Origin of the sequence: Flavobacterium maritimum, assembly GCF_040049085.1 — a bacterium.
Lineage (GTDB): Bacteria > Bacteroidota > Bacteroidia > Flavobacteriales > Flavobacteriaceae > Flavobacterium > Flavobacterium maritimum.
Genome location: NZ_JBDLZY010000007.1, coordinates 98,483 through 123,889, shown reverse-complemented (window position 1 = coordinate 123,889; position 25,407 = coordinate 98,483). Strand labels below are relative to the sequence as shown.

Sequence of the window (25,407 nt, the reverse complement as noted above, 5' to 3'; positions counted from 1 at the left end):
TTCTTTTGATTAGACACTAAAAAAAGTAAGAATTAATGAAAATTTTTAAAGACCAAATTGGAGTTTCACATGCCTTCGAATCTTCGCCAAAGCGTATTGTTTCGCTTGTCCCATCACAAACAGAATTACTGTATGATTTAGGTCTTGAAGAGCGAATTATTGGGATTACCAAGTTTTGTGTCCATCCGAGCCATTTTAAATCAACCAAGAAAATTGTAGGAGGAACGAAGAAAGTACATTTCGATAAAATACGGTTATTACAGCCTGATATTATCATTTGCAATAAAGAGGAGAATACCGAGGAAATGGTGTCTGAATTGCGTCAAATTTGCCCCGTTTGGGTGACTGATATTATAACGATTGAAGATAATTTCAGAATGATTTCCGATTTTGGGCAAATTTTTAACTGTAATCCCGAAGCACAGAATTGGAACGATAAATTGGCTTTTGCCTTGAGCGATTTTAAAAGTTTCATTAAAGAGGCTCCAATAAAAAAAGTGGCTTATTTTATATGGAAAGATCCTTATATGGTTGCGGGTTCTAATAATTTTATAAATGAATTACTGAAACTGAATCATTTTCAGAATATCTATGACACGAAAGGCCGTTATCCTGAAATTGATTTAAAGAAAATTCGTTTGGAAGGTGATCCGGATTTGGTGCTCTTATCCTCAGAGCCTTATCCTTTTAAAGACGAAGATGCTCTTGAAATAGGCAGGTATACGCATCACGCCAAAACTGTTTTTGTGGATGGCGAAATGTTTTCCTGGTATGGGAGTCGGTTGTTAAAAGCTTTTGATTATTTCAAAAAGATGCATCAAAAATTAGGATTCGCATTCCTCCAGAACTAATTCTTCTTTTTCAATCGTAGCGTTGACGGCGGGTTTGACAGTTTTGCAGTTCTGTTCGGTAAGCATTTTGAATTCTTGCTGCAATTTTTCTATTTCACTTTTCTCTTTCAATAATCCTTGCATGGGGTGTAATTTTTTGCAAATTTACGTTTTAGAATCATTAAATCCTCTTTATTAAATGTTAAGATTGGGATTTAAAATTAAAATTCTATTTTTACAAAAAAAACGAACATGATTAATTATACCATTTATAAGAACGAAAACAGCAGACAATGGGTAACTTTTGTGCATGGTGCTGGTGGAAGTTCGTCTATTTGGTTCAAGCAAATTCGAGATTTTAAGAAACATTATAATGTGGTGTTATTGGATTTGCGAGGTCATGGAGAATCAAAGCCTACCTTAAAAACGGCTTTAAAACAAAAATATACCTTTTCCGCTTTAGCAAATGATATTTTAGAGGTTTTGGACCATCTGAAGATTGAAAAATCACATTTTGTTGGAATTTCATTGGGCACCATTCTGATTCGACAATTAGCAGAAATGTATCCCGAAAGAGTGCAAAGCATGATTCTTGGTGGAGCGATTCTTAAAATGAATTTTCGTTCCCAGGTTCTGATGCGATTGGGGAATATGTTTAAATATGTGTTGCCGTATTTGGTTTTGTATCGTTTTTTTGCTTTTGTGATTATGCCTAAAAAAAGTCACAAACAATCTCGTTCGCTTTTTATCAATGAAGCCAAGAAATTATACCAAAAAGAATTCATCAAATGGTTTAAACTTACAGCCGAAATCAATCCCGTACTGAAATGGTTTCGACAAGTGGAATTGAGTATTCCTACTCTTTATGTAATGGGAGAAGAGGATTATATGTTCTTGCCTTCAGTTCGAAAAGTAGTAGAAAGCCATTATAAATCTTCTAAATTGTTTGTAATAGAAAATTGTGGTCATGTAGTAAATGTTGAACAGCCTATCGCTTTCAATACTGCCGTGCTTTCCTTTATAAACACTGCTAAATAAAAAATGCCGGTATCCAAAGATACCGGCGTTTTTATAACTAACCAAAACCAAAATAATAAATAACCAGTTTATTACATTGCAAAGATCACACTTATTGCGATTCTTGGCTGTTAAGATTTTGTTATTAGTTTGTTGCTGATAAGTTAAGTTTTTTCTATCTTTAATAGATTATTTTTTAACAGCTGTATTTTGCTTAATTTTAGCTGTTTATAATATAGGATTGCCTTTCCCCATTTCATTTTTTTATTTTGTAATAAAACTTAAAAAGAATAATTTTAGTTACTTAAGCATAAAATTATCCATTTTGGTTAGATCGATAAGTAGGTTACCGTTGCGTTAAACTATTAAAATTTACAAACATGAAATTAGATAGAAAACTTACAACAGCGTCTGGCAGACCTTTTGTAGAAAATGAAAATTCGCAGTCAGTAGGCCCTCGTGGACCTTTATTACTTCAAGATTATATTCTTCACGAAAAAATGGCCCATTTCAACAGGGAACGCATTCCCGAAAGGGTAGTGCACGCTAAAGGTTCCGGGGCATTTGGAACTTTTACGGTAACGCATGATATTACGAAATATACCAAAGCCAAAATTTTTTCTGAAATAGGAAAAGAAACGAAAGTCTTTCTTCGGTTTTCAACTGTAGGAGGCGAAAAAGGATCGGCAGATACAGAGCGCGATCCAAGAGGTTTTGCCATGAAGTTTTATACCGAGGACGGAAATTGGGACTTGGTCGGTAACAACACTCCGGTTTTCTTTATCAAAGATCCTAAGAAGTTTGGAGATTTTATTCATACCCAAAAAAGGGATCCTCACACCAATTTGAAATCACCAACAATGATGTGGGATTATTGGTCTCTGAATCCGGAAAGTTTGCACCAGGTTTTAATATTAATGTCTGACAGAGGAACGCCTTACGGATACCGTCACATGCATGGTTACGGTAGCCATACTTTTTCGATGATTAATGCTGCCAACGAAAGGTGTTATGTGAAATTCCATTTTAAAACAGCGCAAGGCATTAAAAATTTCACCAACGAGGAAGCGGCACAAATGAGAGCCACCGATATGGATTTTGCACAACGTGATTTGTTTGACAATATTGAAAAAGGAAATTTTCCGAAATGGGATTTGAAAATTCAGATAATGACTGAGGCGGATGCTACTTCCCAGGATTACTATTTCAATCCGTTTGATTTGACCAAAGTTTGGCCGCATGGGCGTTTTCCTTTGATTGATGTAGGTGTTTTAGAATTGAATCAAAATCCACATAATTATTTTCAAGATATAGAGCAAGCTGCTTTTGCGCCAGCACATATTGTTGACGGGATTGGGTATTCGCCAGATAAAATGTTGCAAGGCCGTTTGTTATCCTATCCAGACGCACAACGCTATCGTTTGGGCGCTAATTATGAACAGATACCGGTGAATAGATGCCCTTTTGCCACGAATAATTACCAAAGAGACGGGAAAATGAGAGTTGACGGGAATGGTGGAGAAAACCCCAATTATTACCCAAATAGTTTTGATGATATCCATATTGATCAATCCTACAAAGAACCGCCTTTGGAAATGCAAAGTGTCATTGCAGATTGGTACGACAGAAATTGTGAAGGGGAAAACGATCATTACACCCAACCGGGGAACTTGTTTAAAATCATGACTCCAGAACAACAGCAAAATACTATTCATAACATTATTGCCGCAATGTCTGGTATTGAAGGTCCTAAAAAATCAGAAATCATAAACCGACAATTATCGCATTGGTGCAGAGTTGACGGACGTTTGGGTGCTGCAGTTGGAGATGGTTTGGGAGTCGATGTTGATATGTTAGAAAGGTAGAATCGTTATCGGAAACCAAAATGAAGATACTGGAATTAGAATTATTGTCTGACGATATCCTTAAAACAGAAGTTTTTTACAAGCAAGTTTTGGGATTGGAAACAGTATATAAAGATAGTTCTACTGTTTCCTTTAATGCAGGCGCGACAAAACTAACGTTCCGTTCCTCCGGAAATACGAAACCAGTCTATCATTTTGCGTTTGATGTACCCCATAACAAATTATTGGAAGCTTTTGCCTGGATTGAAAAGAAAGCGGAAATTATGTATGTAATTCCGCCCGATAAAATCGCCGATTTCTACAATTGGAATGCAAAGTCTTTTTATTTCTATGACAACAATGGAAATATTTTGGAATTTATAGCGAGAAATGATTTGGACAATGCCTCGCAAAATCCATTTGATGGCAAGTCAATTCTGTCGGTTAGTGAGATTGGATTGGTTTCTAAAAATGTTGCAACACAAAGCGATGAACTATGCAATAAATTTGGACTTAGTCCATATTCGAAACAACCAAAACTGGATAAATTCATTGTTTTGGGTACCGTTACAGGACTTTTTATTCTTGTGGAAGAAAATAGAAATTGGTATCCGACAAATGTAAAATCTAAATCGTTCTGGACAAAAGTGGTTTTTGACAACAATGGAGAAATTCAAGTATTGGAAGTTTTAGAATGAATGCTATAACAGCTATGAGAAAGTTTCGTAGTCCCGAAACCTCGGGAGATTTTAATCCGTTAAAAATGTAAAATTAAAACAGATAAACAAATGGAAGATCAAAACAACCAGCCATCACCGGCAGGGATTATGCAAATTGGCTCTGGATTTTGGGCCTCAAAAATTCTTTTGGCAGCTATAAAATTTCAATTATTCACAAAACTTGCCGAAAAGAAATCCATGTCTGCTCAGCAAATAAAGGCGCTATTAAATCTGAAATGTACTGATATTCATTTGTTTGATTTTTTAGATGCCTTAACAGGATTTGGATTTCTCAATCGAGAAGGACTTTTAGAATCAGCTGTTTATTCGAACAGTATTCATACAGATACTTTTTTGGATATCAACAAACCCTTTTATATCGGCGGTATGCTTGATATGATGAACAATCGCTTGTATCAATTTTGGGGTAATCTTGAAGAGGGCTTACTCACAGGTTTACCACAAAATGAAATTAAAACGGGAGAGGGTAATTTATTTGACGAATTGTATAAATCGCCCGAAAGATTACTGGAGTTTATTAATGCTATGGGAAGCATTCAAAATGGCAATTTTAACGCATTTGCCCAGCAATTTGATTTTTCAAAATATAAAACGTTAACTGATGTTGGTGGTTCTGGCGGTGTATTGTCTATTATGGTAGCGAAATATCAGCCTCATATGAAGTGTACCAGTTTTGACCTTCCCGCTGTTGAGCCTATAGCAAAAGCCAATATTGAAAAAGCAGGACTTTCAGATAAAGTCACAACAGCAAGCGGTGATTTCTTTACTGATCCGTTTCCAAAAGCAGATGTGGTGGTCATGGGGAATATACTTCATGACTGGGATGAATCAAAGAAAATAGCACTGCTAAAAAAAGCGTACGAAGCTCTTCCGGATGGAGGCGCATTTGTAGCTATTGAGAACGTTATTGATGATGAACGAAAAAAAAATGTTTTCGGAATGATGATGAGCCTGAATATGTTGATAGAAACCGGAACCGGTTTTGATTATACTTTTGCCAGTTTTGATAAATGGGCAAAAGGTGTAGGCTTTAAGTCCACCTCAATTGTACCGCTAGCAGGCCCAACAAGCGCAGCAATTGCTTATAAATAGCCAATCATAAAGAGAAAGACATGGAATCTGTTGCATCTGCAAAATCTGCGTACTGATTTGTAACCATATTTTAAATTAAAAGAGAAAACCAAAACGGTTGTATCCTAAGAGAATACAACCGTTTTATTATTATATACCATCGTTTTTCGTTCGGCATGCAGTTTAATGGCTCTTGCTAAAACCATTCGTTCTAAATCCCGTCCTTTCATAATAAAATCATCAATAGAATGGCTGTGTGTAACTCTTGAAATATCTTGCTCGATAATCGGCCCTTCATCCAATCCTTCGGTCACATAGTGGCTGGTCGCGCCAATAATTTTTACGCCTCGTTTAAATGCAGAATGATATGGTTTGGCACCAGGGAACGCGGGCAGGAAAGAATGATGAATATTGATAATATTGTTTTTGTAAAGCGCTACCAGATTCGGACCGATAATTTGCATGTAACGCGCCAGAACAATAAAGTCGATCGCATATCTCTTCAATAAATCAATTTGTTGTTGCTCTCCGTCGACTTTAATTTCTTTGGTAAAAGGAACATAATGAAACGGAATATTAAATCGTTCCGCAACAGGTTTCAAATCTTCATGATTACTGATGATTAACGGAATTTCAAGCGGTAATTCACCTGCACTGTAACGTCCTAAAATATCATACAGACAGTGATCGTATTTTGAAATGAATAAGGCCATTTTGGGCTTTTGCTCTTGGGGATAAATTTCCCAGGACATATTAAACGGAATCGCCAAATTGATTTTAAAATCATTCTTGATGGTTTCCAAATCCCATTTTTTGGCACTCAATTCACATTCCAAACGCATAAAGAATACATTTTCATCAGCATCCACATGTTGGTCCAAATAAATGATGTTTCCTTCAATCGAAGCAATATAGCTGGTCACAGAGGCTATAATTGCCTTTTGGTCCTCACAATGTATAAGTATCGTAATTTTCTGCATATAATTTTATTTGGGAGCTGATCCCGCTATTCGCTATATCTTTTCCTGGCCAAAGAAGCCAGAAAAAGGATGTCGCTACTATCGCGGCTAGGCAATCCGTTTTCTCGATATTTTTTATCAAAACTAACCTTATTTCTTTGTATAAAAAAAGCAATTATAGTGTTTTGTGTTAAAAAATAGTAATTGATAATCCTTCAATTTTTTACATTGAATGCTAAACAGAAAATCAAATTATTTGTAATCCTGCATCGCAAAAACTTTTTGCAATAATGGCGATGTTCTGGCGCTCAGATTGGTTCTGATGTTTTTTTCTTCAACGGCAACCATTTTGAAAACACCACTCATCGCTTGCTTGGTCACATAATCCGTCAAGTCGGGATTTACTTTGTTAACCAAAGGAATACTGTTGTATTTTGTTATAATCTTAGTCCAAACTTTGTCTGCTCCCACTTTGCCAAAGGAACTTTTGATAACCGGATTGAATTTTCCGTACAAAGCTGTTGAAGTGCTGTTTTGTAAATAAGTGGTAGCCGAATTTTCATTGCCCATCAATATCGTTTTGGCATCGGTAAAAGTCATGTTCACCACAGCATCTACAAATATAGGGGTAGCTTCTTTTACTGCATCTTCGGCGGCGCGGTTCAGTACTTTTAATCCTTCGTCAGCCAAGGAACTTAAACCAATTTTTCTCAAACCAGAATCTACTTTTTTTAGTTCCTCCGGTAATAAGATTTTTACAGCTTCATTTTTATAAAAACCATCAGTAGCTGTTAATTTGGTTACTTGTTTAGTGATACCGTTATTCAGCGCTTCTTTCAATCCGCCTGCAATATCAACACCCATTCCTTGGGTCTGCGGTAACTGATTAAGGACCTGCTGCATTTCAGCACAACTGGAAAATGATACTGCTACCATTAAAATTAGAATTTTTTTCATTGTAAATTATTTGGGGTTATTTTGTTTGCTCGCCCTATGGCTGGGGCCAAAAATACTACTTATTAAAAAAACAAACTCATGATTTCAATTAGAAGCACTAACTTTAGTATTTATTTATGACCTTTGGTTTGTGGTTCTCAGTAGTGTTTTTATCAGAAGGAACAATAGCTCTATTGCTTTTTTATCAACAAGAATGGTAGCTATCAAATAATTATTAAAAAAAAGTTGTAAATTGCACCCTTAAATTATCATATTCATAAAATGGAACAAGTAAAACCATATATTCCTAATAATAAAGTAAGAATTGTTACAGCAGCTGCCCTTTTTGATGGTCACGATGCCGCAATTAACATCATGAGAAGAATTATTCAATCTACAGGTGTAGAGGTAATTCATTTAGGTCATGACAGAAGTGTGGAAGAAGTGGTGAATACTGCTATCCAGGAAGATGCTAATGCTATTGCGATAACTTCCTATCAAGGAGGACACAACGAATATTTCAAGTACATGTATGACTTGCTTCAGGAAAGAGGAGCTGGGCAAATCAAAATATTTGGCGGCGGCGGGGGAGTTATTCTTCCTTCAGAAATAGCCGAATTACAAGCCTATGGAATCACCAGAATTTATTCTCCAGATGATGGACGTGCTATGGGATTGCAGGGAATGATCAATGATTTGGTTCAACGTGCTGATTATGCTATTGGAAACGAATTGAATGATGAGATAAACTATTTGGAGAAGAAAAATGCAAAAGCAATAGCCCGCATTATTTCATCAGCGGAGAATTTTCCGGATGTGGCCAAAAATACTTTAGAGGCAATCCATAAAATGAATATAGGTTGTAATACCCCGGTTCTTGGTATTACAGGAACAGGTGGAGCAGGGAAGTCTTCCTTAGTAGATGAATTGGTACGTCGTTTTTTAATCGATTTTCCAGAAAAAACAATAGGATTAATTTCTGTAGATCCATCCAAAAGAAAAACTGGTGGCGCCTTGCTTGGAGATAGAATCCGCATGAATGCGATTAATAATTCCAGAGTTTATATGCGTTCCTTGGCTACACGTCAATCTAATTTGGCTTTGTCCAAATATGTTGCCGATGCCATACAAGTAATCAAAGCCGCAAAATATGATATTATAATTCTGGAAACTTCTGGAATTGGTCAGTCGGATACCGAGATTATGGATCATTCGGATGTTTCTTTATATGTGATGACACCTGAATTTGGTGCTGCAACCCAATTAGAAAAAATTGACATGCTTGATTTTGCTGATTTGGTCGCTATCAATAAATTTGACAAACGAGGTGCTTTAGATGCCTTGAGAGATGTTAAAAAACAATACCAACGCAACAATAATCTTTGGGATGCGGATTTAGATACGCTACCTGTTTTCGGAACCATTGCTTCGCAGTTTAACGATCCGGGAATGAATACGCTTTATAAGTCAATCATGGATAAAATTCATGAGAAGACCAATTCTGATTTGAAATCAACTTTCGAAATCACTCGCGAAATGAGCGAGAAGATTTTCGTTATCCCTCCACACAGAACCCGTTACTTATCTGAAATTGCCGAAAACAACAGAAAATATGATGTGACTGCTGCTAGTCAGGAACAAGTAGCCCAAAAATTATATGGCATTTTTAAAACAATCGAAACGGTTTCAAAGAAGAGTCCGGAATTGACCAAAGCGGGAATCAATGAAGATTCTGTTTTGCCAACTGCTTTAGAGGCTGAAAAGCCTGGTGCGGCTGAGGATAGAATCTTTTTAAATCTGTTACTGAATCAGTTTGATAAAGTTAAAATGGATTTAGATCCTTACAATTGGGAAATTGTTTTAACCTGGAATGAAAAAGTAAATAAATATAAAAATCCTGTTTATACCTTCAAAGTTCGTGATAGAGAAATCAAAATGGCTACACATACGGAGTCACTTTCACATTCTCAAATTCCGAAAATTGCGTTACCTAAGTATCAGGCTTGGGGAGATGTTTTACGTTGGTGTTTACAGGAAAATGTACCGGGAGAATTTCCTTTTACGTCCGGTTTGTACCCGTTCAAACGTGAAGGAGAAGATCCATCAAGAATGTTTGCAGGAGAGGGTGGACCGGAAAGAACGAACAAGCGCTTTCATTATGTGAGTGCGGGCTTGCCTGCAAAAAGATTGTCGACTGCTTTTGACAGTGTGACTTTATACGGAAATGATCCGCATATTCGTCCTGATATTTATGGGAAAATTGGTAATGCCGGTGTTTCTATTTGCTGCTTGGATGATGCCAAAAAACTGTATTCCGGTTTTGATTTGGTGCATGCTATGACATCGGTAAGTATGACCATTAATGGACCTGCGCCAATGTTGTTAGGGTTTTTTATGAATGCAGCCATTGACCAACAATGTGAATTGTATATCAAAGAGAATAATCTTGAAGAGGAAATTGCTGAAAAAATCAACGAAATCTACAAGAAAAAAGGAGTGGAGAGACCGCATTATCAAGGAGACTTGCCAGAAGGGAATAATGGTTTAGGTTTGATGCTTTTGGGCGTAACCGGAGATCAGGTTTTACCGGCTGATGTGTATGCGGTTATTAAAGCAAGAACTTTATCACAAGTACGTGGAACTGTTCAGGCTGATATTTTAAAAGAAGATCAGGCACAAAATACCTGTATTTTCTCTACTGAATTTGCCTTGCGATTAATGGGTGATGTGCAGGAATATTTCATTGCGAAGAATGTTAGGAATTTCTATTCGGTTTCTATCTCTGGCTATCATATTGCCGAAGCGGGAGCAAATCCGATAACACAATTGGCTTTCACGCTTTCTAACGGTTTTACTTATGTAGAATATTATTTGAGCCGTGGAATGGATATCAATGATTTTGGACCAAACTTATCTTTCTTTTTCTCTAATGGAGTTGATCCGGAATATGCGGTTATTGGTCGTGTAGCGCGTAAGATTTGGGCGAAAGCCATGAAAAATAAGTATGGAGCTAATGAACGTGCCCAAATGTTGAAATACCACATTCAAACATCCGGACGTTCACTTCATGCTCAGGAAATTGATTTCAATGATATTCGTACGACTTTACAAGCCTTGTATGCCATTTATGACAACTGTAATTCTTTGCATACAAATGCCTATGACGAAGCGATTACGACACCAACTGAGGAATCAGTACGTCGTGCAATGGCGATTCAATTGATTATCAACAAAGAATTAGGATTAGCTAAAAATGAAAATCCTATTCAAGGTTCATTTATTATCGAAGAATTGACAGATTTAGTGGAAGCTGCTGTCTTAGCAGAATTTGATAGAATTACAGAACGCGGTGGTGTTCTTGGTGCGATGGAAACGATGTACCAACGTTCAAAAATCCAGGAAGAAAGCTTGTATTATGAAACTTTGAAACATACAGGCGAATTCCCAATTATTGGTGTAAATACTTTCTTGAGTTCAAAAGGTTCTCCAACGGTAATTCCAGCAGAAGTGATTCGTGCTACCGAAGAAGAAAAACAATATCAAATTACAATGTTGGATCATTTGCATAAAGCCAATCAGGATAAAGTAAATCAACAATTGAAAACCATACAGGAAGCAGCTATTAAAAATGAGAATTTATTCGAACATTTAATGGAAGCGACAAAGGTTTGTTCTTTGGGACAAATCACAGACGCTTTGTTTGAAGTAGGTGGTCAGTATAGAAGAAATATGTAATCTTTATTCGATTCCAGATAAAAAAAAACAGCTCCAATCGGAGCTGTTTTCAGTTTGTGTGATAATAGTAAACATTTATTAATTCATGTGATTAGTTCACATTTGCCAATTTTTCAGTCTTACTGATTGCTGATGGTTTGTATACCTCAGAAATTGATTTGCGGGACAAAATTGTAGTTTCTTTTTTAATTACAATTTCGTGTCTTACCTTTTTAAGGCTGTTTTCTACCTCTAAATAATAAACTCCATCAGGGAATTCTTCCAGGCTGTAGGTTTTCATGATACCACTTTTTCCTGTTGCATTTTCTGCGAAGATTAAATTATTATTCTGGTCGTAAATAGCCACGTTAATTTTCTTGATATTGTTTAGAGAAAAGCTAATTTCTTTTCCTTCACCTTTTTTTACATTTAGTAAAAAATCACCTTCGATTGCATAGGTGTTCATTGCAGTCATCGCAACTGCAAATAACAAACTTAATTTTAAAATCTTTTTCATGATACTGGTTTTTAGATTAATAATTAAAATTTCTACTGCTAAATTACTTCAATGGTGCATCTCAAAACACAGCTCATTTTTCTGATTTATGTGTTATATTATCTTTTACGAAATCGATATATGTTAAAAATGGTAATCCTGTATACTTTTTTGTTAATTTTATATAGATTTTTAAACCCTTTTTAGAATGAAAACAATAATGCCAACTCTAGAAGTTATAACAACTTCGTATGGAAGTTCCTTTTCGTTTTCTAAGTATGTCGAAAATGCAAACAGCAAATCACATCTTTGGCATTACCATCCTGAAATTGAATTGGTCTATATTAATGGTGGTTCGGGTAAACGACAAATTGGAAGTCATATTTCGTATTATACGGATGGAGACCTTATATTAATAGGTAGTAATTTACCTCATTGTGGGTTTACCAATGAGCAAACGGGAAACAAGAATGAAACTGTAATTCAGATGAAACCGAATTTTTTAGGAAATGAATTTTTTGGAATACCAGAAATGGCCAATTGTCAAAATCTTTTTAGTCAGGCCAAAGCAGGAATCGCTTTTGAAGGGGAAACCAAGAAACGGATTGGTAGCATGATTGAGATGATGGAAAACCAAATGCCTTTTGAAAGGCTATTATCCATGCTCACCATTCTTAAAGAATTGGAACTTTCTAAGGAATATACGATTTTGAATGCAGTCGGATTCTCAATGGAAATGCAGGTGCAGGACAATGACCGAATTAATGTGGTTTTCAATTATGTTAAGGACCATTTTCAGGAGTCCATAACCTTAGATGAGGTATCCCAATTGGTCAGCATGACGACGCCTTCTTTTTGCCGATACTTTAAAAAAATCACCAACAAAACATTTACAACTTTCGTAAATGAATACCGCCTGGTTCATGCTTCTAAGCTTTTGGCAGAAATGCCCATTAGTATTAATGAAATTTGCTATGAAAGTGGTTTTAATAATTTTAGTCATTTTAACAAATCATTTAAAGCATATACTGGAAAAAGTGCTTCGCAATACCGACAAGAATTGAAAACGATTATTAAGTGATGAATAAACAGGAATATTCCTTAAAAGGCAATTAATGATTTGCTACTTTTATAAATTTTTGTTTAATCAATGCAGGGATTATACTTTTTCAAGCAGTAGTCCGGTAGCTGTTAGTCCAGGACCAAATGCCATGGCAACCACTTTTGTTCCTGATTCTATAGTAGGATCGTTTATGATTTTATTAAAAATATGTGGAATTGTGGCCGAAGACATATTACCATGATGGTATAATACATCATAGGACCAGCTGGCCTGATCTCTTGTCAATCCAATTTCGTTTACCACATAATCAATGATTTTAGGTCCTCCCGGATGAATTGCAAAATGCATCTTGGCTTTCTGTTCCTCAAGGTCAATTCCTCCTTTTTGGCAAAGTGCTGTCAAGAAAGTTTTGATGTTTTTGCGAATAAAAACTGGAACACGTTTCGAAAGAGTCATCAGGAAATTATATTCCCCTAAATCCCAAGACATATCTTCTAATGAATCGGGAATGATAACCTCATGAAAGGCTAAGATTCTTAATCCTTTTTTTTCTGCAATGGTATCATCATTGAAAAATGATTCTTCTTCGTATAAGGAGTAACCTATGAAACCATCGGCAAAGAGAGAGCAAATCATCGTGTTTGCGGGAGAGAACTCTGTTAAATTTAAATGTGCCGATAATAATTCTGTGTGAACCACATCTGCTCTTCCATTTTTGGAACTGGCAGCTATTAAACTACTTGCGGTGCGAATGGCAGGAAAAGCACCATAGCATCCCATATGATAGGAATGAGTCACCTGGACCGTTTCCCATTTTCTTTTTATTACCGCTTCTTGGGCAACACTTGGTGAGGAATACCCTGAACAAGTGACATGAACGAGATTTTCAGGTCTTACGGTTACGCCAGTATAGAATTGATCAAAAACATTCCCCATTTTTCTTTTAAACCACTCCATTCGTACCTCTATTTTCGGTCCAAAAGAATTATCGGACCTGACTTCAAAACCACTTGGGAAGTGATACTCTGAAGGTGAGGTAACATCCATTATGTTTTCAATAAAATCCTCGACTTCTTCAAAAATTATGCATTGTCTACTATTAATACTCTCAGAAGAAACAGAATATTTATCCACATGAGCCGAAATAGACTTGAAGCTAACCTTTTCTTCATCACTTCCAATAACGTCCGATTCAGGGAGATTTTGAAAATGATAATACAGAAATTTGGTGTACTGATTCAGTTTTTTCTGGTCAAGTAATTTTTCCACCAAAATGGGATGGAAATTGGATATAATAATACTTTTCATCGATTTTGCATTTTCATTGTAACACAAAATTAAGTTAATAATCAATCAAAAATTATGCTTGAAAAACGGTGATTTTTATTTTATTCATAATAGATTGATTTACAATAAGTTACAAATGTTGTAATTATGTTAAAGTATTGTAAATCAGTGTATTGTAAGAATTAAATCATATATAGTTTTGTTGTTGATTATCAGTAATATAGGAAAACTAGTATAGGGTGGTTTACTTCCTTTTTTTAGAGATTTAATAGCTGTCATTTTTTTAATCGCTCGTTTCTGACATATTTTTTATTTAGAGTTTTATCGCAATATAATCTGTTTTTAACCATTCGTTTCTGATGTAATTTTAATTCGGAATTTTAACTATAAATAATCCGTTTTTTAACTTAAAAAAACACTTTTTTGAGAGGAATTGCTTTTACTAAGTCAAAAACCTAAATTATTCGCATGTTTTAGGATTTTATTAAAAAATATTTAACATGTAATTGGTTGAAAATTAACAAGTTAAGTTTGTTTTAAAATATTTTTTACGGCTTCTTTTTGTGTACTCTTATTCTGAATAAGAATGTGTTTTATCGATTTTAATTGATTTTTAACGGCGTTTTAGTTAATTTAGAGACGCTTCTTTTAATAATTAAGTAATTTTATGCCATCACTTTTAGTTGTGATTTTAGTTGTCCAAAATGACAGCTACGCGGTAGATAAATAGATTGCTTATTATTTTTAAAATAATAGTATCTTTTGGAGAGATAGTACCCCTTCGATGCATTGTTTTTTGAAGGTTGTTATGTTGCTGTAAGTTGTATTTTCTATCGAGTTAAACTTTCAGCTTTTATCATGATTTAGTAGTATATCAATTTCTTTAAGACATTTTTTCTGAATAAAATTTTACGTTTTTTGAACAGTTTTTTTGTTGAAAAAAGAATCGCTATTGCTCCCCACAATAAAGTATCTTTTGATGATTGCACACTTCTTAAATTTTTTGTTTTTTGAAGTAGGGCTTGTCGCTGTGAACTTGCATTTCTTTGAATGTGAGTAGACACAGATTTATCAATTTGTCACTTTATAATTTCTTTTTAAACTTTATTTAATCAAATTTTTTAGTTTTTTATTATTTTTTGGATAATAAGAGAATATACAATTGCTCTAGGCAAGTAGGATATTCTTTTGTGACGGGATACTTCATGTCTTTTTTGAAGAGGGTTTGTTTTCGGAAGATTTATTTGTAAATCAGTAAACTTCCTGGTTTTCACTAATCGTTAGTAATAAACAACATTTTATGGAACAACACTTTTTAGATTTTCGGAACCTCAAATTTTACTAAACTTTCTTATTAATAATGGTGAATTAATTAAATTCTAAATTATTATGGAAAAAATTATTTTTTATACGAAAAAGAGGATGTTACATAACAACAACATCTTTACTTGTAGTTTAGATACAGGATTCTTTAAGTTCATTTTTAGATTTATAGATATTCTGAGAAAATTATGGATTACTTGTTGGACAAAGCAGATAATGGTATCCCTTATAATTGGTTTATTCCTATTTACAGGATATGCGGTTAATGCCCAGAATATTAAGGGGATAATTCCGGTACAGGAGCCTACCAATGGTTCGGGGGTTGATGGAGATGCCTGGGCTCACGAGCCTATAGGGACAAATTTTGAACCGGTAGGGGATTTATTTGACCGACTATTTTTTCTTAGCGGCCAACCAATACCAGGCAGTAATCCACCTGCTTTTTATCCTGTTCATAGTATTAATCATGGTTTGATTGATCCGGCAACCGGGAATGTACTTTACAAACCCAGTCCTGTAACAGATCCTCCTACACCTCAAAGCATACCGGTTACATATCAAATAAAAGACCGTTATCAAAATGATCTGACGATATTTACACTTTCCAATAAAATTAATGACAATCCTAATACCTATACTTGGGGACCGGGTAATTCACCAAACAAAAATGAAATCCAAAACTGCGGAGCTCATTTTAGTTATGGGGATCCTAATATGGTAGGGGGGGTAACAGATGCGTCTGGAAACTTTATTGGTGCTAGTGTTGCTGGGGATCCTAAAGACTTGTGGTGTCTTTTCGCAGGTGACCGTCAAGTGACTAATGGTAGCAGTTATATTGATTTTGAGTTTTTACAAGCTCCTTTAACGATAACAGGCGCTACTTACGGTCCCATTGATCCTCTTACAGGTGTTGCTGCAATTGAAAGTGGAAGCGGGGCATTTCATTCTGAGGCACCTGATGAAACTGGAGGACGTACACCTGGAGATATATTGGTTACTATTGAATTTACACAAGGTGGAGGTGATGCGACCGTTGTAATTCAACAATGGACTCTTGTAGGTGGAGTATACCAATATCAAGTTGTTGGGAACAATGCTTTTCCAAATCAAATCTTTTGTACCAATAACAATGTAACCACTACGGTTCCTTTTGATGTTTATGGAGCAAATCCTGGTACTTATGTACCTAACCAATGGGCGGAAGGTGCAATCAATTTGACTAAAGTATTGACTTATTTAAATAACCCTTGTACGTCAATCAGTACTTTGTTTATTCGAACCCGATCTTCTGGAAATTCATCCCAATCGGAATTGAAAGATTTTCCTGGAGCTCCAATTCAATTGAATTTGGATTTCAGACCTGATCTTCCAACTGTAGATGGAGATGCTATTTGTGGACCTGGTGTCGTAGATCTTTCAGCTAGTGGCTGCGAAGATGGAACATTGAAATGGTTTGATGCAGCTGTTGACGGAAACCAGGTTGCTACTGGTGAAACATATTCTCCAAACGTTACACAAACAACAAGTTTTTGGGTAAGCTGTACAAGAAATGGATGTGAAGGACCAAGAGCGGAAGTAATCGCTACAGTAAATCCACTACCAGAGGCAGATGCAGGTGATGACGATTCAGTATGTTATGATGGCGGTACCAATACGATGCAGCTTGATGGTTCAGCTAGTGGAGGAACTTCTCCATATAGCTATGCATGGAGTGGAGATATTACCTATTTAAGTGCAACCAACATAGCGAATCCAACGCATAATAATGCGCCAGTAGGCACCTATAATTTGACCTTAACAGTAACTGATGACAGCGGATGTCAGGATACAGACACCGTTCAATTAGTGGTTGATCCAAATCCAACGGCAGATGCAGGGGATGATGATTCAGTATGTTACGATGGTGGCACCAATACGATGCAGCTTGATGGTTCAGCTAGTGGAGGAACCTCTCCATATAGCTATGCATGGAGTGGGGACACTACCTATTTAAGTGCAACCAACATAGCGAATCCAACGCATAATAATGCGGCAGTAGGTACCTATAATTTAACCTTAACAGTAACTGATGCCAACGGATGTCAGGATACAGACACCGTTCAATTAGTGGTTGATCCAAATCCAACGGCAGATGCAGGGGATGATGATTCAGTATGTTATGATGGTGGCACCAATACGATGCAGCTTGATGGTTCAGCTAGTGGAGGAACCTCTCCATATAGCTATGCATGGAGTGGAGACACTAGCTACTTAAGTGCAACCAACATAGCGAACCCAACGTATGATAATGCGCCAGTTGGTACCTATAATTTGACTTTAACAGTAACTGATACCAACGGATGTCAGGATACAGACACCGTTCAATTAGTGGTTGATCCAAATCCAACGGCAGATGCAGGTGATGATGATTCAGTATGTTATGATGGTGGTACCAATACGATGCAGCTTGATGGTTCAGCTAGTGGAGGAACTTCTCCATATAGCTATGCATGGAGCGGAGACACTACTTATTTAAGTGCAACCAACATAGCGAATCCAACGCATAATAATGCGCCAGTCGGTACCTATAATTTGACCTTAACAGTAACTGATGCCAACGGATGTCAGGATACAGACACCGTTCAATTAGTGGTTGATCCAAATCCAACGGCAGATGCAGGTGATGATGATTCAGTATGTTATGATGGCGGTACCAATACGATGCAGCTTGATGGTTCAGCTAGTGGAGGAACTTCTCCATATAGCTATGCATGGAGTGGAGACACTACCTATTTAAGTGCAACCAACATAGCGAATCCAACGCATAATAATGCTCCAGTTGGCACCTATAATTTGACCTTGACAGTAACTGATGCCAACGGATGTCAGGATACAGACACCGTTCAATTAGTGGTTGATACAAATCCAACGGCAGATGCAGGTGATGACGATTCAGTATGTTATGATGGCGGTACCAATACGATGCAGCTTGATGGTTCAGCTAGTGGAGGAACCTCTCCATATAGCTATGCATGGAGTGGAGACACTACCTATTTAAGTGCAACCAACATAGCGAATCCAACGCATAATAATGCGCCAGTCGGTACCTATAATTTGACCTTAACAGTAACTGATGACAGCGGATGTCAGGATACAGACACCGTTCAATTAGTGGTTGATCCAAATCCAACGGCAGATGCAGGGGATGATGATTCAGTATGTTATGATGGCGGTACCAATACGATGCAGCTTGATGGTTCAGCTAGTGGAGGAACCTCTCCATATAGCTATGCATGGAGTGGAGATACTAGCTATTTAAGCGCAACCAACATAGCAAACCCAACGCATAATAATGCGCCAGTCGGCACCTATAATTTGACCTTAACAGTAACTGATGCCAACGGATGTCAGGATACAGACACCGTTCAATTAGTGGTTGATCCAAATCCAACGGCAGATGCAGGGGATGATGATTCGGTATGTTATGATGGTGGTACCAATACGATACAGCTTGATGGTTCAGCTAGTGGAGGAACCTCTCCATATAGCTATGCATGGAGTGGAGACACTACCTATTTAAGTGCAACCAACATAGCGAATCCAACGCATAATAATGCTCCAGCAGGTACCTATAATTTGACCTTGACAGTAACTGATGCCAACGGATGTCAGGATACAGACACTGTTCAATTAGTGGTAAATCCTAACCCTGAATGTAGCATCACAGGAGAACAAACCATTTGTTCTGGAAGCAGTTCAATATTTACTGCAACAGCAGGAATGGCCAGCTATTCATGGACAGGACCTGTAGGATTCACACCAGCAACAACTCAGTCGATTACGGTGAGTATTGCAGGAATATATGAGGTGACTATTACAGATGCAAATGGCTGCTCAAGTAAATGTACAAGAGAACTTATCGTAGAGAATTGTGGTTACGGATGTACTCCTGGATTCTGGCAAGGTGGTAAAGGTAAACAACTATGGGACGGTGTTGGTAAAGATCCAGTTGGTGATAAAGTTGGTTTCACAACAAACACTAGTTTCTACGATGTCTTTACTGGCGTAACACCGGGCTCTTGTGATATACCAAGCTCACTTACTATGATTGATGCAATCACTTTAGGCGGAGGTAACTGTAGAAAATTGGTGAGACATGGTGTAGCAGGCGTACTAAATGCGGCTACGCTAGAGGGGTATCCATTGCCTAACGGTATTACTACCATTCAAGGTTTGATAGACGCCATAGAAGCTGCCATTAATAATTCATGTGGTTGTGAAGAATTGGCTTCAGAAATTGCGGCCAATAACGAATTGAATCATGATCTTTGCGGAACGATATCAGAGGATGCACTCGACTTATTAATATCTAATGTATCAACTTCAAAACCTATAGATGCAAAAAGTAGTGACACTTCTTTCGATGCCTATCCTGTTCCTTTCAAAGACCAGCTTACTATTAAGTATAAATTTGATTATACTTCCGATGTAAAAATTGAAGTGTTTAATATACAAGGTATTTTAGTGTTCTCTACCACTGACAATAATAGTTATTTGAACAAAGAAGTGTTGCTTAATCTTGCAATTCCAAGAGAACAAGAACAACTTTATGTTGTGAAACTAACTACTGACAGAGGTAGTAGTATCAAAAAAATACTTTCATCAGTTAAGAATTAAATAATCGTCTGGTCCTAAAAAAAGAAGTAGACCAGAAATTAAGTTTATGATAATTAAAAAAACCTCGGAGATGTCAATTTCCGGGGTTTTATATTCTCTTTTTTTTTTTTCTAATGGGGTTAGAATTATTCAGGCTGTTCTGCCAACTATTTTATCAGTAAATAAAAGAGTTCCTTAATGTTCTCAACAGTAAAGTATTCTTTTTGAAGATGGTCTACTTCATAAGCTATTTATGAAGATGTTGTGTTTTTCTCAAAGTTTTTTATTTCCCAAGTCTACGTGTTTCCTACTTTTTAACAGTTATGGTGTTAAAACTTTATTATTATGGAAAAGATTACACTTCTGACGTTTTTCGAACTTGTTATAAGCAAAATTAGAGCATGCTTTTTGTCGAAAAACAAAATTTACACATTGGATTTTTTTAAATTATCAAACACATTATGGGGAAGATTACCCTCTCCGCTTAAAAAAGCTATGTTGTTTTTTTTACTGTGTCTGAGTTTTTCAAATACTTTTGCGCAAACAACAACAACATTTCCTTCTCCCGATAGATGTACGTCTAAGGATTTGGAATTGGTAAGCGCTACACTTACAGGAGGAGACGCGTGTAATTCATGTACACCCGATTCGGAATTAACTAGAACATTGACTTTAGGGATTAATAATAAAACTGGCTCTAAAAGGACTGCCTTTGCCTTTTGGGGTACCTTAGAGAGAACAGACTCAGATGGAAATGTGACTACTGAAGCGATAAGCCGCTGTTCTGATGCTACTCCAATTCCTCCAACAGGACCATTGCCTGCGGTTTATACAGGTGGAAATTTTGGAACGATTACTTATGAATGTGGATCTTCTTTGAGATTAGTTGATTTGTATTTAGCTTGGACTGATGCTTCACCTAAAAGTACTTGTGCTTCTCTCAACTCTGCTACAATCAGTCCTAAATGCGGAACATTACCTTCAATTGAAATTAATGTGGGAGTTAATGGAACTTTAGTTGGTACCAATGTAATTTGTTACGGCGCAAGTACTGGAGCTATTGCATTGACACCTTCAGGTGGAACAGGTCCTTATACTTATGACTGGAGCGATGTAGCTGGATCCTCAAATTCTGAAGATCGTTCCGGCTTGGCTGTTGGCACTTATACAGTAATAATAACTGATTCAAAACAATGTTCTATTACAAAAAGCATTACCATTACAGGGCCAACTGCCGGTCTTTCTTTAGGGACATGTACGAAAACGGATGTCAGTTGTGAAGGGGGAGATGGTTCGGTCACCGCGGGAGCAGTAACTAATGCCGTTGGGACTGTTTCTTATAGTTGGAAAAATTCTTCTAATGTTGTAGTTGGTACATCAGCTTCGGTTCCTAATTTACCGTCAGGTACCTATACTTTGACAGTCAGTGATGATTGTTCTTCCAAGACATGTACTGTTACAGTGGGTTCTCCACCATCAATAAGCACGCCTGCCGCCACAGTAACCCAGCCGGATTGTGATGCTTCAACAGGTACGGTGACAGTAACGTCTCCTGTAGCGGGTATTACTTATACGCTTAAACAAGAAGGAGATGTAATTTATACTGCTGTTGATGGAGTATTCAGTTCTGTAGCTCCAGGTACATATGCATTAATTGCAGCTGATGGTATCTGTAGTGCAGCAGGGGATAATGTGGTGGTTGATGCGCAGCCAATAACACCAGATACTCCAGAAATTTGTGTTGTTCAACCTTCTTTATGTGGACCAATAAAAGGAAGTGTTACCATACTCAGTCCAATTGGGGATGAATATGAATACAGTATAGATAATGGGGCTACCTGGCAAACAGACCCTTATTTCCCGGATTTAGATCCTGGTTCAGTAAGTGGTGTAAAAGTAAAAAAAGGTGATTGTGTATCAGGAGCTGCCAGTTGTGATGCATCGAATTGTGATGCAAAACTAACTGCTAAGAAAATTGAGTCTATTGCTCCGGAAGAAAAAAAATTAGATACTGAAACCTCAAAAGTAGGTTTTGATGCCTATCCTGTCCCTTTTAAAAACATCTTAAATATCAAATATAATTTTGATTATGTTTCTAATGTGAGAATTGATGTGTTTAATTCGCAAGGAGTTTTAGTACTTTCTAAAAATGATACGAATAGTTATCTGAATAAGGAAGTTGCCTTAGATTTAAAAACAAATAATGGGCAAGGTCAAGTGTATATTGTGAAATTGACTACCGATAGAGGTAGTAGTGTGAAAAAAATTATTTCTTCCAGATAGTTTTTTAATTAATTTTAAGTGAAAAGCATCCGTTTTTTGCGGGTGCTTTTTTATATAATGTTATTTTATTTTGATTTAAAAAATTGATACGTGAGTGATTTTAATCGAAAAACAAGTCTGGTTTTGTGGTTTTTAGAAAATAAAGAGACTTTTTCGGTAAAAAGCACAGAAGATGTTTTGATGAAAATTTCAAAACAATAATTTTTTTGGTTTGGTTTTTGGAATACCTTTATAGAACTTTAAAAATTTATATTATGAAAAGAATAATTACACTATTTTCGTTGATTGGCATGATTGTAATTTCAAGTTGCGAGGGACCTATAGGGCCTCCCGGAATGCCAGGACAGGACGGACTAGATGGACAGGACGGATTAATAGCCGAAGTTTTTGAACTTAAAAATGTGAATTTTGGTTATAACGCAATAGACGGTTATAATATCTATCAGACTTTAAATCCTAAGATTTACGCTTCAGATGTTATTTTGGTATATCGACTAATTGGTACTATTGATCCTTCAACTCCAATTTGGCAACAAATCCCAAGAACTGTTTTTACTTCGCAAGGTGAATTGGATTATGATTTTGATTTTAGTCTGGAGGATTTTACGATTTATGCAGGCGGAAATTATGATTTGGAGTTGACTCCGGAGTATTTAGATAATCAAACTTTTCGAATTGTAATTGTGCCGGGAAGTTTTTCTAAATCTCTTGATACAAATAATTATTCAGCTGTTATGAAAGCATTGAACATAAATGAAAATCAAGTACAGCAAATAAATTTTTAGGTTTGAAATTTAAACCCATAAAAAAAAGGAAATCGAAAGATTTCCTTTTTTTTATGACTAAAAAGTATACTACTAAATATCTTCATCAGGAGTTTCGTCTTTACTCATTTTTAGGGATACCAGAATTCCAACTAATAGAGAAATTGCTATAAAAGCCAGAGATACCCATTCCGGTAATTTAATATAATCATGAAGCAGCATTTTAAGACCAACGAAAGTCAAAATAGCAATAAGGCTGTATTCCAGATGGGCAAATTTGTCTAGCATGTGAGACAAGAAGAAGTACATAGAACGCAATCCTAAAATGGCGAAGATGTTCGAACTGAAAACTAAAAAAGGATCACTTGTTATGGCTAAAATTGCGGGAACACTGTCAATGGCAAACACTACATCCATAACTTCAATAACCACCAAAGCCACAAAAAGGGGAGTAGCGGCAGTTATGTGTTTCCTTCTTACAAAAAAATGTTCTTCATCAATATGATTAGAGATAGGCATAATCTTCTTAAGGCTCTTATAGATGAAAGATTTTTTTGGTTGAAATTTTTCATCTTCACCAGTAAATAACATTTTCATGGCGGTGTAGATCAGAAATGCACCAAAAATATAGGTAGTCCAAGCGAATTTATGAATAAGTAAAACACCAAAATAAATCATTAAACCTCTAAAGACAATGGCGCCTAATATTCCCCAAAATAAAACGCGGTGTTGGTATTTTTGAGGGATTCTAAAAGCAGCAAAAATTATAGCGATGACAAATATATTATCAATACTAAGGGATAATTCTATTAAATATCCGGTAATGAATTTTATTGATGCATCTATTGGTTTCAATGCATCTGGATTTGCAATATAACTATTGCTGTACAACCAATAGATAACTCCGGAGAACAGGAAAGATAATGTTACCCATATACCGGTCCATTTTCCAGCTTCTTTAGAACTAATTATATGTGGTGTTTTGTTGAAAACGCCCAAATCGAGCGCGAGAAAAAGTAAAATAGCAGTTAAGAAACAGATCCAAACAATCATATCAGTGTTTTTTTTTAGATTAGCAAAGATACTTTTTGATTTTTTAAGAATAAAATTTATTCTGAACAAAAGTTGTTACTTCAAAGTATATAGGCATAAAAAAAGTGTCATCGGAATTGATGACACTTTTGATTATAGACAAAATCAAGTTTTAAAAAACAGATTCTTATACTAAAACTGGTTCTTCTACTAAAGCAGATTTTACAGTTTTAACAATTCTAGCAGCAATTTTGTATGGGTCACCGTTAGAAGCTGGTCTTCTGTCTTCTAACCATCCTTTCCAACCTTTTTGAACAGTCATTAATGGAATACGGATTGAACATCCTCTGTCAGATACTCCGTAAGAGAAATCGTGAATAGAAGCAGTTTCGTGTTTACCAGTCAAACGTTGGTCATTGTAAGCTCCATAAACAGCAATGTGCTCAGCAGTTACAGGACGGAAAGCTTCGCATATTTTCTCGTAAATTTCTTGAGAACCGCATGTTCTTAAAACTTCATTAGAGAAGTTAGCATGCATACCTGAACCATTCCAGTCTGTGTCTCCTAGAGGTTTTGGGTGGTATTCAATAAAACAGTTATATTTTTCAGATAAACGGTCTAGCAAGTATCTTGCAATCCAGATTTCGTCACCTGCTTTTTTAGCTCCTTTTGCAAATAATTGGAATTCCCATTGTCCACAAGCAACTTCTTGGTTGATACCTTCAAAGTTTATACCGGCAGCAATACATAAATCTGCATGCTCTTCAACGATATCTCTTCCGTGAGTGTTTTTTCCACCTACTGAACAGTAATACATACCTTGTGGAGCAGGGTAACCACCAATTGGGAAACCTAAAGGTAATAAAGTGTGATTATCCATGATGAAATATTCTTGCTCGAATCCAAACCAGAAGTCTCCATCATCATCAATTGTAGCTCTACCGTTTGAAGGGTGAGGTGTACCGTCTGCATTCATAACCTCTGTCATTACTAGGTATCCGTTTTTACGGGTTGGATCTGGATAAATAGCAACTGGTACTAATAAACAATCTGATGAACCGCCTTCTGCTTGTCTTGTTGATGAACCATCAAAAGACCAGTTTCCGATTTCTTCCAAGGTTCCTTGGAAATTTTCATGCTCTTCAACTTTAGTTTTACTTCTAAGATTTTGTGTTGGTTGGTAACCATCTAACCAAATGTACTCTAATTTTATTTTAGCCATAACAATATAATATTTATTTCGTAACTTTTATTTATGGCAAAAATAAATGAAATTTTTAATCCAATTAAAATAAGGGGGTGTTTTTTATTTGGTAACATGTTATTTTTCACATAACTGTATTTTGATAGGGGGTATATTTTAAAAATGATAATTTAAAGGGGTAATTAAAATTAATTTCATAATCGACTATT

At 36.2% G+C, this 25,407-nt stretch carries 17 protein-coding genes; 10 read left to right on the top strand and 7 right to left on the bottom strand.

Annotation, left to right across the window (positions count from 1 at the left end; all coding sequences use genetic code 11):
• The first annotated feature begins 35 nt into the window (after positions 1-35).
• Positions 36-851, top strand: a complete 816-nt coding sequence (locus ABEB23_RS15700) for an ABC transporter substrate-binding protein (protein ID WP_348813578.1) — start codon at positions 36-38, stop codon at positions 849-851.
• Here ABEB23_RS15700 and ABEB23_RS15695 read toward each other — a convergent pair.
• The gene (locus ABEB23_RS15695) at positions 825-974 is read right to left on the bottom strand and encodes a hypothetical protein (protein WP_348813577.1); all 150 of its coding nucleotides are present in this window, start codon (positions 972-974) and stop codon (positions 825-827) included. The two genes, ABEB23_RS15700 and ABEB23_RS15695, sit on opposite strands and share 27 nt — an antisense overlap.
• A 108-nt stretch (positions 975-1,082) precedes the next feature.
• On the opposite strand from ABEB23_RS15695, the gene ABEB23_RS15690 reads away from it, so the two are divergent.
• From ABEB23_RS15690 to ABEB23_RS15675, 4 genes are all read left to right on the top strand, one after another.
• Entirely contained in the window at positions 1,083-1,868 is a 786-nt protein-coding gene (locus ABEB23_RS15690) for an alpha/beta fold hydrolase (protein WP_348813576.1), read from the top strand.
• A 359-nt stretch (positions 1,869-2,227) separates the two neighbouring features.
• Positions 2,228-3,712 (top strand): catalase, encoded by a 1,485-nt coding sequence (locus ABEB23_RS15685; RefSeq protein ID WP_348813575.1) that lies wholly within the window; start codon positions 2,228-2,230, stop codon positions 3,710-3,712.
• A gap of 20 nt (positions 3,713-3,732) precedes the next feature.
• The gene (locus tag ABEB23_RS15680; protein WP_348813574.1) at positions 3,733-4,389 is read left to right on the top strand and encodes a VOC family protein; all 657 of its coding nucleotides are present in this window, start codon (positions 3,733-3,735) and stop codon (positions 4,387-4,389) included.
• Between the two features lie 90 nt (positions 4,390-4,479).
• The gene (locus ABEB23_RS15675; RefSeq protein WP_348813573.1) at positions 4,480-5,523 is read left to right on the top strand and encodes a methyltransferase; all 1,044 of its coding nucleotides are present in this window, start codon (positions 4,480-4,482) and stop codon (positions 5,521-5,523) included.
• Positions 5,524-5,627: 104 nt separating this feature from the next.
• Here ABEB23_RS15675 and purU read toward each other — a convergent pair whose 3' ends face one another.
• Together purU and ABEB23_RS15665 are read right to left on the bottom strand one after the other, a co-directional pair.
• Complete coding sequence (gene purU / locus ABEB23_RS15670) at positions 5,628-6,482, bottom strand: formyltetrahydrofolate deformylase (protein WP_348813571.1); 855 nt, start codon at positions 6,480-6,482, stop codon at positions 5,628-5,630.
• 231 nt (positions 6,483-6,713) lie between these two features.
• Positions 6,714-7,418 (bottom strand): DUF4197 domain-containing protein, encoded by a 705-nt coding sequence (locus ABEB23_RS15665; RefSeq protein WP_348813570.1) that lies wholly within the window; start codon positions 7,416-7,418, stop codon positions 6,714-6,716.
• 261 nt (positions 7,419-7,679) lie between these two features.
• Between ABEB23_RS15665 and ABEB23_RS15660 the strand changes: the two genes are divergently transcribed.
• Positions 7,680-11,132: a methylmalonyl-CoA mutase family protein gene (locus ABEB23_RS15660; RefSeq protein ID WP_348813569.1), complete on the top strand. Its 3,453-nt coding sequence runs from the start codon at positions 7,680-7,682 to the stop codon at positions 11,130-11,132.
• A 91-nt stretch (positions 11,133-11,223) separates the two neighbouring features.
• Here the strand turns inward: ABEB23_RS15660 and ABEB23_RS15655 are convergent, their stop codons facing one another.
• Positions 11,224-11,628 (bottom strand): T9SS type A sorting domain-containing protein, encoded by a 405-nt coding sequence (locus ABEB23_RS15655; RefSeq protein ID WP_348813568.1) that lies wholly within the window; start codon positions 11,626-11,628, stop codon positions 11,224-11,226.
• A gap of 187 nt (positions 11,629-11,815) precedes the next feature.
• Between ABEB23_RS15655 and ABEB23_RS15650 the strand changes: the two genes are divergently transcribed.
• Positions 11,816-12,688, top strand: a complete 873-nt coding sequence (locus ABEB23_RS15650) for an AraC family transcriptional regulator (RefSeq protein WP_348813566.1) — start codon at positions 11,816-11,818, stop codon at positions 12,686-12,688.
• Positions 12,689-12,766: 78 nt separating this feature from the next.
• Here the strand turns inward: ABEB23_RS15650 and ABEB23_RS15645 are convergent, their stop codons facing one another.
• A complete protein-coding gene (locus ABEB23_RS15645) occupies positions 12,767-13,978 on the bottom strand; it encodes a 3-oxoacyl-[acyl-carrier-protein] synthase III C-terminal domain-containing protein (RefSeq protein ID WP_348813565.1) in 1,212 nt (403 codons plus the stop codon).
• 1,518 nt (positions 13,979-15,496) lie between these two features.
• On the opposite strand from ABEB23_RS15645, the gene ABEB23_RS15640 reads away from it, so the two are divergent.
• The 3 genes from ABEB23_RS15640 to ABEB23_RS15630 all read left to right on the top strand — a co-directional run bounded on the left by ABEB23_RS15640 (position 15,497) and on the right by ABEB23_RS15630 (position 22,983).
• Positions 15,497-19,936 (top strand): PKD domain-containing protein, encoded by a 4,440-nt coding sequence (locus tag ABEB23_RS15640; RefSeq protein WP_348813564.1) that lies wholly within the window; start codon positions 15,497-15,499, stop codon positions 19,934-19,936.
• A gap of 324 nt (positions 19,937-20,260) precedes the next feature.
• Positions 20,261-22,198, top strand: coding sequence for a T9SS type A sorting domain-containing protein (locus ABEB23_RS15635; RefSeq protein ID WP_348813562.1), 1,938 nt, complete (start codon positions 20,261-20,263; stop codon positions 22,196-22,198).
• Between the two features lie 254 nt (positions 22,199-22,452).
• Positions 22,453-22,983: a hypothetical protein gene (locus tag ABEB23_RS15630; RefSeq protein WP_348813561.1), complete on the top strand. Its 531-nt coding sequence runs from the start codon at positions 22,453-22,455 to the stop codon at positions 22,981-22,983.
• 72 nt (positions 22,984-23,055) lie between these two features.
• Here ABEB23_RS15630 and ABEB23_RS15625 read toward each other — a convergent pair whose 3' ends face one another.
• Together ABEB23_RS15625 and ABEB23_RS15620 are read right to left on the bottom strand one after the other, a co-directional pair.
• On the bottom strand, positions 23,056-24,015 hold the full coding sequence (locus ABEB23_RS15625) for a TerC family protein (protein WP_348813560.1): 960 nt from the start codon (positions 24,013-24,015) through the stop codon (positions 23,056-23,058).
• A 166-nt stretch (positions 24,016-24,181) separates the two neighbouring features.
• Positions 24,182-25,216 (bottom strand): glutamine synthetase beta-grasp domain-containing protein, encoded by a 1,035-nt coding sequence (locus tag ABEB23_RS15620; protein ID WP_348813559.1) that lies wholly within the window; start codon positions 25,214-25,216, stop codon positions 24,182-24,184.
• Positions 25,217-25,407 lie beyond the last annotated feature (191 nt).